Here is an 8,109-nt window from a genome sequence, read left to right on the forward strand (position 1 = left end):
CGCGGGGGGGGGGGGGGGGGGCCCCGGGGCGGCGCGCGGGGGGGGGGGGGCCGCCCCGGGGGGGGGGGGGGGGGGGGCCCCCCCCCCCCCCCCCCGACCCCGGGGTCTGGAAGAGGGCCGTGCAGATCGGCGCCGACCACGTCCTGATGCTGCCCGACGGCGAGCAGTGGCTGGTCGACCGCATCGCCGACGTCGCCGAGGGCGTCGGCCGCCCCGCGCTCACCGTGGGCGTCATCGGGGGCCGCGGCGGAGCCGGTGCCTCCACGCTCGCCTGCGCGCTCGCCGTCACCTCCGCGCGCGAGGGACTGCGCACCCTGCTCGTGGACGCGGATCCGCTGGGCGGCGGCCTCGACGTACTTCTCGGCGGCGAGACCGCCGAAGGGCTGCGCTGGCCCGCGTTCGCCGCCTCACGCGGCCGGGTCGGCGGAGGCGCCCTGGAGGAGTCGCTGCCCGAACTCCACTCCCTGCGGGTGCTCAGCTGGGACCGCGGCGACTGCGTCGCCATTCCGCCCCCGGCGGTACGAGCGGTCCTCGCGGCCGCCCGGCGGCGCGGCGGCACGGTGGTCGTCGATCTGCCGAGGCGCCTGGACGACGGGGTCGCCGAGGCCCTCGCCCAGCTCGACCTCGCGCTCCTCGTCGTCCCGGCCGAACTGCGCGCCGTCGCGGCGGCCGGGCGGGTGGCGTCCGCCGTGGGCATGATCCTGCGCGACCTCCGGGTGGCGGTGCGGGGGCCGTACGCACCCGGACTGGACGACCGCGAGGTGGCCAGGCTGCTCGGACTGCCCCTGGCCGGAGAGGTGCCCGTCGAGTCGGGGCTGCTGCGCCCCCACGAGAGCGGCAAGCCCCCCGGCGCGACCGGCCGGGGGCCGCTGGCCCGGTTCTGCAAGGGCTTCTGGGAGCGGACGCTGGTCGAGGCGGGTGGCGTATGACGACGGCTCCCGGACTCGACGCGGCGGGCGGCCCGGAACTGCTCGACGGCGTGCGCCGTTGGCTGGCCGAGAGCGGCGCCGAACCGACACCCGCGCGCGTGGCACAGGCGCTGCGCCAGCAGGGCCGGGTGCTCGGCGACGCCGAAGTCCTCGGTGCGGCCGCCAGGTTGCGGTCCGAACTGGTCGGCAGCGGACCACTGGAGGCGCTGCTCGCCGACCCGTCGGTCACCGACGTCCTGGTGTCGGCCCCGGACCGGGTGTGGGTCGACCGGGGTGGCGGCCTCGAACTGACCCCGGTGGCCTTCCCCGACGCCGCCGCCGTGCGGCGCCTGGCACAGCGCCTGGCCGCGGTGGCCGGACGCCGCCTGGACGACGCCCGCCCCTGGGCCGACGCCCGGTTGCCCGACGGGACCCGGCTGCACGCGGTGCTGCCCCCGGTGGCCGTCGGCTGCACCTGCCTGTCCCTGCGGGTGGTACGGCCGAGGGCCTTCACACTCGGCGAACTGGTGACGGCGGGCACCGTGCCGCCGGGAGGGGACCGTGTCCTGCGCGCGCTGCTGCGGGCGCGGCTGTCCTTCCTCATCAGCGGTGGCACCGGCAGCGGCAAGACGACCCTGCTCAGCGCGCTGCTCGGGCTGGTCGGACCGGGCGAACGGATCGTGCTCGCCGAGGACTCGGCGGAACTGCGGCCCGATCACCCGCACGTCGTGCGGCTGGAGACCAGACCCGCCAATCAGGAGGGCGCGGGCCTGGTCACCCTGGAGGACCTTGTCCGGCAGGCGCTGCGGATGCGGCCCGACCGGCTGGTGGTGGGCGAGGTGCGCGGCCCCGAGGTCGTCCATCTGCTGGCCGCGCTCAACACCGGCCACGAGGGCGGCTGCGGCACGGTGCACGCCAATGCCGCCGCGGACGTACCGGCCCGCCTGGAAGCTCTGGGGACGGCCGCCGGACTCGACCGGGCCGCCCTGCACAGCCAGTTGGCGGCCGCGCTGTCGGTGGTGCTGCATCTCGTACGGGACCGGACGGGGCGGCGGCGGATCGCCGAGATGCATGTGCTGGAGCGGGACCCCACGGGGCTGGTGCGGACCGTGCCGGCGCTGCGGTGGGGCGCTGCGGCGTTCGAGCGCGAGCGGGGTTGGGAGCGGCTGCGGGGGCTGCTCGACAGCGAGGCCGGCGGTGAGGCCGGCGGTGGGATCAGTGGCAGCAGGGGCGACAACTGCGGCGGCGCCGGTCAGGACGTCGACGAGGGGAGTGTGGGAAGTGCCTGAAGTGACGGATGTGATGGGTGAGATGTCGGTGGGTGCCGCGGCCGCGTGCGTCGGGGCGGCCGTCTGGCTCATGGGCGGTCGGCAGCGGGGAGCGCGGCGGGCCCGGCTGCTGCTGGCCGGTGGCGGGGTGGTGGGGACCGGACCTCCCTTGTGGGAGCAGGCGGCCGGCGAACTGCGGCGGCTGCGCGACCGGGTGCGCGGCGAATGGTGGTCGCTGGCTGCGGGGCTGGTGCTCGGGCTGCTGGGCACGTCGGTGATTCCGGTGGTCGCGGGGGCTGCCGGAGTGCCGGTGCTGCGGCGGGTGCGGCTGACCAGGGAGGCGAGGCAGGAGCGGGAGCGGCGCGGGGACGCGGTCATCGCGCTGTGCGGTGCGCTTTCCGGGGAGGTGCGTGCCGGGCGGCAGCCGGGAGAGGCGCTGTTCCGCGCCGCGCGGGACTCCGGCGGCCTCGCGGAGGCGCAGGCGGCGGTGGTCGCCGCGGCCCGGTTCGGAGGGGACGTACCGGGCGCGCTCGCCGCGGCGGCCCGGCAACCGGGTGCCGAGGGGCTGTTGGGGCTCGCGGCGTGCTGGCGGGTGGCCGTGGACCAGGGCGCCGGGCTGGCGGCCGGCCTGGACCGGCTGGACGGGGCGCTGCGCGCGGAACGGGACCAACGCGTCGACCTGCGTGCCCAGTTGGCGGGCTCCCGCGCGACGGCGGTGATGCTCGCGGCCCTGCCCGCGCTGGGTCTGTTCCTCGGTACGGCCATGGGCGCGGACCCGCTGCGAGTGCTGCTGCACACCGGGGCCGGCCTGGGCTGCTTGGTGGTCGGCGGACTGTTCGAGGCCGCCGGGATGTGGTGGGCGGCACAGATCGTGCGTGGAGCGGAGGCTTCATGAGCGCGGATTTTGTCCACAGGCTGGGGGTGATCGCCGTGGCGGTGCTCCTCCTCGGCCGGTCGGCGCGGTGGCTGGCGGCGGCACGGTACGGACGCCGGACCCGGCGGCGACTGGCCGAACTCCTGGCCCTGGAACCTGTGGCGGACACCGGGACGCCCGTCAGGGCGCGGGACGCCGTACGGCGGTGGCTGCCCGTGGCCGGAGTGGTGGGCGCCGGATGGGTGCTGGTCGGCGGGCTCACCGGTGTCGTAGTGGGGCTGGGAGCGGCCGCGGGACTGTGGCGGTGGCGTCGGCGGCAGGGGGACGGCGGCCGGGCGGAGGAGTTCGACGCCGCCCACGCCGCCCGTCAACTCCCTCTCGCCGCCGACCTCCTGGCGGCCTGCATCGCGGCCGGTGCCGGTCCGGTGATCGCAGCCCAGGCCGTCGGGGACGCCCTCGAGGGGCCGGTCGGGGAACGGCTGGCGCGGGGCGCGGCGGAAGTACGGCTCGGTGGTGAACCGGCGGACGCCTGGAGCCGGTTGGCGATGCTGCCGGGCGCCGCCGCCCTGGCACGACTCCTGGAGCGCGCCGACGAGTCGGGGCTTCCCGCGGCCGGCCCCGTGGCACGGCTCGCCGCGGACGCCCGCGCCGAGTGGGCGCGCACCGCGACGGCCCGGGCCCGCCGGGCGGCCGTCATGGTCACCGCGCCGGTCGGGCTGTGCTTCCTGCCCGCGTTCATCGCGGTCGGCGTACTTCCCGTGGTGATCGGGCTGGCGAGCGGTGTGGTGGGAGGGGGTGATGGGTGACGGGTGCGACGAGTGGGTCCAGGTGATCGACAAGGCTTCGAGGCATGGGAGTTCGGATGAATGTGGTTCAGGTCGGCGAGGTTCGAATGAAGGAGGTTCGAATGAAGGAGGTTCGGATGAACGGGGTTCGGGTGGCTGAGAAGGTCGGCAAGGTGCGGGCGTGCTGGCGGTCCCTGCGGCGCCGGGACGCGGGCATGGTCACGTCCGAGTACGCGATGGGGATCGTCGCGGCGGTCGGGTTCGCGCTGCTGCTCTACGAGGTCGTGACGAGCGGGCAGGTCAGGGCTGAGCTGCAGGCCATCGTGAAGCGAGCTCTCAGTGCGCGGATGTGAGGGAGCCGGACGGGAGAGCCGGGACGCGGGCTTCGTGACCGCGGAGGCGGCCGTGGTGCTCCCCGTGCTGATGGCGTTCACGATGGCACTGGTCTGGGGGCTGTTCGTGGTGGCGGCGCAGATTCGCTGCGTGGACGCGGCGCGCACGGGTGCCCGGGCGGCGGCCCGCCAGGATCCGGCCGACGCGGTCGTGGCGGTCACCCGAGAGGCCGCACCGAGCGGCGCGAAAATCAAGATCACCCGTGCGGGGGATCAGGTCCGGGTGACGGTCGTCGCCGAGCCGCCGCTGCTGTCGGGCCTGCCCTTCGAGGTGCGGGAGGAGGCCGTGGCGTCGGCCGAGGAGACGGTGGGCACCGCTCCGGACGGGGCGGAGGCGGGACCGTGAGCCGCCGGATGGCCGAACCGGTCCCCGGTCGGCTTCCGGACCATGGCCCGACGGGCCGCCTGGGCCGTGTGAGCCGCTTCTCCCATCGCTGTTCGGTAGGCCGCTCAGGACGCCGCCCAAGCCGCTTCCCGGACCGTTTCTCGGACCGTGGGTCCGCCACCGTCTGGAGTGTCGGTGCGATCGCCGTCCTGTGTGTGGTGTTCGGGGTCGTGCTCGCCCTGGGGCAGGCCGTCGTCGCCCGGCACCGAGCGGCGGGCGGCGCGGACCTCGCGGCACTCGCCGCCGCGGACCACTGGGCCGAGGGGACCACGGCGGCCTGTGCCCGCGCCGATCGGGTGGCGACGGCCCAAGGGGCGCGACTGGTGCGGTGCGCGATCGTCGGCGACACGTCGGACGTGAGGCGCAGACGGGGCGGGGGCCGTTCGCGGCGGAGGTCAGGGCGCGGGCGGGACCGGCGGGCCCGGTGGGCTCGGCGGGCCCGGTGGGGTCGGTTCCGCGGGAGCCCCTGGAGGCTCCTCGCCCGGCTCCTCGCCCGGCTTCTCCTCGCGCTTCTCGTCGGGCTTCTCCTCCGGTGCCCCCCGCAGCAGCACCGTGAGCAGCCGCACGGCTCCCCGCTTGTGCAGCGGATCGTTCCCGTTGCCGCACTTGGGGGACTGGATGCAGGACGGGCAGCCGGCGTCGCACTCGCAGGAGGCGATCGCCTCGCGGGTGGCGGCCAGCCAGTCGCGGGCGGTGTGGAAGGCGCGCTCGGCGAAGCCCGCGCCGCCGGGATGGCCGTCGTACACGAAGACCGTCGGAAGGAGGGTGTCGGGGTGCAGCGGGACCGAGACGCCGCCGATGTCCCAGCGGTCGCAGGTGGCGAAGAGGGGCAGCATGCCGATCGAGGCGTGCTCGGCGGCGTGCAGGGAGCCGCCGAGGATCTCCGGGTTGATCCGGGCCTCGTCCAGCTGGTCCTCGGTCACCGTCCACCACACGGCACGGGTGCGCAGGGTGCGGGGCGGGAGGTCGAGTTTCGTCTCGCCCAGCACCTCGCCCGTGATGACACGCCGGCGCAGGAAGGAGACGACCTGGTTGGTGACCTCGACCGAGCCGTAGCACAGGCGCCCCGCCCCCCAGGGGACCTCGACGTCCGTCTCCAGGACGGAGATCGACGTCGTGTCCCGGGCGACCGTCGAATACGGCGGGTCCGCCTGTTCGACCAGGGCCACCGAATCCTCCAGGTCGAGGGAGCGCACCAGGTACGTACGGCCCTGGTGCAGGTGGACCGCGCCCTCGTGGACCGTCGAGTGCGCGGCGCCCGCGTCCACCGTGCCCAGCAGGCGTCCCGTCCCCTCCTCGACGACCTGCACCGGCCGGCCGCCCCCGCCGCGGATGTCGATCAGGTCGGCGGCCCGCTCCCGGCGCGTCCAGTGCCAGGCCTTCGTGCGGCGGCGCAGCAGCTTCGCGGCCTCCAGCTGCGGCAGCAGCTCCGCGCAGGCGGGACCGAACAGTTCCAGGTCGTCGTCGGTCAGCGGGAGTTCCGCGGCGGCCGCGCACAGGTGCGGGGCCAGGACGTACGGGTTGTCGGGGTCGAGGACGGTGGATTCGACCGGTTGGTCGAACAGGGCCTCGGGATGATGGACGAGGAAAGTGTCCAGTGGGTCGTCGCGGGCGACCAGCACCGCCAGGGCGCCCTGTCCGGAGCGGCCCGCCCGGCCCGCCTGCTGCCACAGGGAGGCGCGAGTGCCCGGGTAACCGGCGATCAGTACGGCGTCGAGCCCGGACACGTCCACACCGAGCTCCAGGGCCGTCGTCGCGGCCAGGCCGAGGAGCTCGCCGGAGTGCAGGGCGCGTTCCAGGGCACGGCGCTCCTCGGGGAGGTAGCCCCCGCGGTAGGCCGCCACGCGCCGGGCCAGGGAGCGGTCGACCTCGGCCAGGCGTTCCTGGGCGATGACGGAGATCAGCTCGGCGCCGCGCCGGGAGCGTACGAAGGCGACCGAGCGCACGCCCTGCAGGGTGAGGTCGGTCAGGAGGTCGGCCGTCTCAGCGGTGGCGGTACGCCGGACCGGCGCGCCCTTCTCGCCGTGCAGCTCGGTGAGCGGGGGTTCCCAGAGGGCGAACACCAGTTCCCCGCGCGGGGAGGCGTCGTCGGCCACCTCGACCACCGGGAGGCCGGTGAGGCGGCGGGCGGCCACGGAGGGCTCCGCGGCGGTGGCGGAGGCCAGCAGGAAGACGGGCGACGCGCCGTAGCGCGCGCACAGTCGGCGCAGTCGGCGCAGTACCTGGGCCACGTGGGAGCCGAAGACGCCCCGGTAGGTGTGGCACTCGTCGACGACGACGTACCTGAGCGTCTTCAGGAACGAGGACCAGCGGGGGTGTGACGGCAATATGCCGCGGTGCAGCATGTCGGGGTTGGTGAGGACGTAATTGGCGTACTGACGGACCCATTCGCGTTCTTCGACCGGCGTGTCGCCGTCGTACACGGCGGCCCGCACCGCGGTGCCCAGCGGTTGTGAAAGTTCCTTCACCGAGCGGTGCTGATCGGCCGTGAGGGCCTTCGTGGGCGCCAGGTACAGGGCGGTGGCGCCGCGGCCGTTCGGGGCCTGGGAGCCGTCCAGGAGGGTCGACAGCACGGGCACGAGGTACGCCAGGGACTTGCCGGACGCCGTGCCCGTGGCGACGACCACCGAATCGCCGTCCAGGGCGTGCTCGGCGGCGAGCGCCTGGTGGGCCCAGGGGTGCTCGATGCCGCACTTCTGCACCGCCGCGATCACTTCCGGGCGAATCCGGTCTGGCCAGACGGCATGCCGACCCGCCCGCGGGGGCAAGTGCTCCGTATGAGTGATGCGCGAAGCCCGGCTCGGTCCGGTGGCGAGCCGGTCCAGGACCGTGCCCGGAGCGAGGCGGGGTGCGGTGTCCGTCGGGGTTCGATCGGATCGGTGATTCTTGGCCATCGGCACCGAGTGTGTCACCGGCGTGACGGACAATGGGGCCAAGGCGTCGTGCACGCCTGCCGTTAAGTGATTGAATGCCATCGCGGCTGGCGAACGTCCCGGGGGCCGCAAGCCGAGGTGTCCCGAGGGGCGACCGCTCGATAGCAAGGTGCTGGAGGATCCGTGGACCTGTCCCTGTCGACCCGTACCGTCGGCGATCGTACGGTCGTCGAGGTCGGTGGCGAAATCGACGTATATACCGCGCCCAAGCTGCGCGAGCAGCTGGTCGAGCTGGTGAACGACGGGAATTTCCACCTCGTCGTCGACATGGAGGGCGTGGACTTCCTCGACTCCACCGGACTCGGCGTGCTGGTCGGCGGGCTGAAGCGGGTGCGTGCCCATGAGGGCTCGCTGCGCCTGGTCTGCAACCAGGAGCGCATTTTGAAGATCTTCCGCATCACCGGCCTCACCAAGGTGTTCCCGATCCACACCTCGGTCGAGGAAGCGGTGGCGGCCACCGACTGACCCGGGCTGCTGCCGACCGACCTCGGGCCGCCATCGGCCCCGGGGGGGGGCCCCCCCCGCCCCCCGGCGGGGGGGGCGGGGGGGGGGGAGTTTCTAAAA

General features: G+C 74.9%; 8 protein-coding genes and 1 pseudogene. 8 read left to right on the top strand and 1 reads right to left on the bottom strand.

The window, feature by feature from the left end:
• The 7 genes and pseudogenes from ssd to ACFW2E_RS16100 form a co-directional block, all read left to right on the top strand.
• Window positions 1-929: septum site-determining protein Ssd (gene ssd, locus ACFW2E_RS16070; RefSeq protein ID WP_384466782.1), on the top strand; the 929-nt coding region annotated here is incomplete at its 5' end.
• Window positions 926-2,197, top strand: coding sequence for a TadA family conjugal transfer-associated ATPase (locus tag ACFW2E_RS16075; protein ID WP_384466784.1), 1,272 nt, complete (start codon window positions 926-928; stop codon window positions 2,195-2,197). The genes ssd and ACFW2E_RS16075, both read left to right, overlap by 4 nt.
• A gap of 13 nt (window positions 2,198-2,210) precedes the next feature.
• Window positions 2,211-3,071, top strand: coding sequence for a type II secretion system F family protein (locus ACFW2E_RS16080; RefSeq protein ID WP_384466808.1), 861 nt, complete (start codon window positions 2,211-2,213; stop codon window positions 3,069-3,071).
• Window positions 3,068-3,856, top strand: a complete 789-nt coding sequence (locus tag ACFW2E_RS16085) for a type II secretion system F family protein (protein WP_384466786.1) — start codon at window positions 3,068-3,070, stop codon at window positions 3,854-3,856. Before ACFW2E_RS16080 ends, ACFW2E_RS16085 begins: the two co-directional genes overlap by 4 nt.
• A 116-nt stretch (window positions 3,857-3,972) precedes the next feature.
• Window positions 3,973-4,188, top strand: a complete 216-nt coding sequence (locus ACFW2E_RS16090; protein WP_384466788.1) for a DUF4244 domain-containing protein — start codon at window positions 3,973-3,975, stop codon at window positions 4,186-4,188.
• 34 nt (window positions 4,189-4,222) lie between these two features.
• Window positions 4,223-4,573 carry a TadE family type IV pilus minor pilin gene (locus ACFW2E_RS16095; protein ID WP_384466790.1) on the top strand — a complete coding sequence of 117 codons (351 nt, stop codon included), beginning with the start codon at window positions 4,223-4,225 and terminating at the stop codon, window positions 4,571-4,573.
• A gap of 8 nt (window positions 4,574-4,581) precedes the next feature.
• Window positions 4,582-5,036: pseudogene (locus ACFW2E_RS16100) on the top strand (Rv3654c family TadE-like protein); the annotation flags it as partial.
• Here the strand turns inward: ACFW2E_RS16100 and ACFW2E_RS16105 are convergent.
• Window positions 5,008-7,587 carry a DEAD/DEAH box helicase gene (locus ACFW2E_RS16105; RefSeq protein ID WP_384466792.1) on the bottom strand — a complete coding sequence of 860 codons (2,580 nt, stop codon included), beginning with the start codon at window positions 7,585-7,587 and terminating at the stop codon, window positions 5,008-5,010. The pseudogene ACFW2E_RS16100 and the gene ACFW2E_RS16105 sit on opposite strands and share 29 nt — an antisense overlap.
• A gap of 81 nt (window positions 7,588-7,668) precedes the next feature.
• On the opposite strand from ACFW2E_RS16105, the gene bldG reads away from it, so the two are divergent.
• Window positions 7,669-8,010 (top strand): anti-sigma factor antagonist BldG, encoded by a 342-nt coding sequence (gene bldG, locus ACFW2E_RS16110; RefSeq protein WP_010986038.1) that lies wholly within the window; start codon window positions 7,669-7,671, stop codon window positions 8,008-8,010.
• The last annotated feature ends 99 nt before the right edge of the window (window positions 8,011-8,109 follow it).

Origin of the sequence: Streptomyces sp. NPDC058964, from assembly GCF_042741275.1 — a bacterium.
GTDB lineage: Bacteria > Actinomycetota > Actinomycetes > Streptomycetales > Streptomycetaceae > Streptomyces.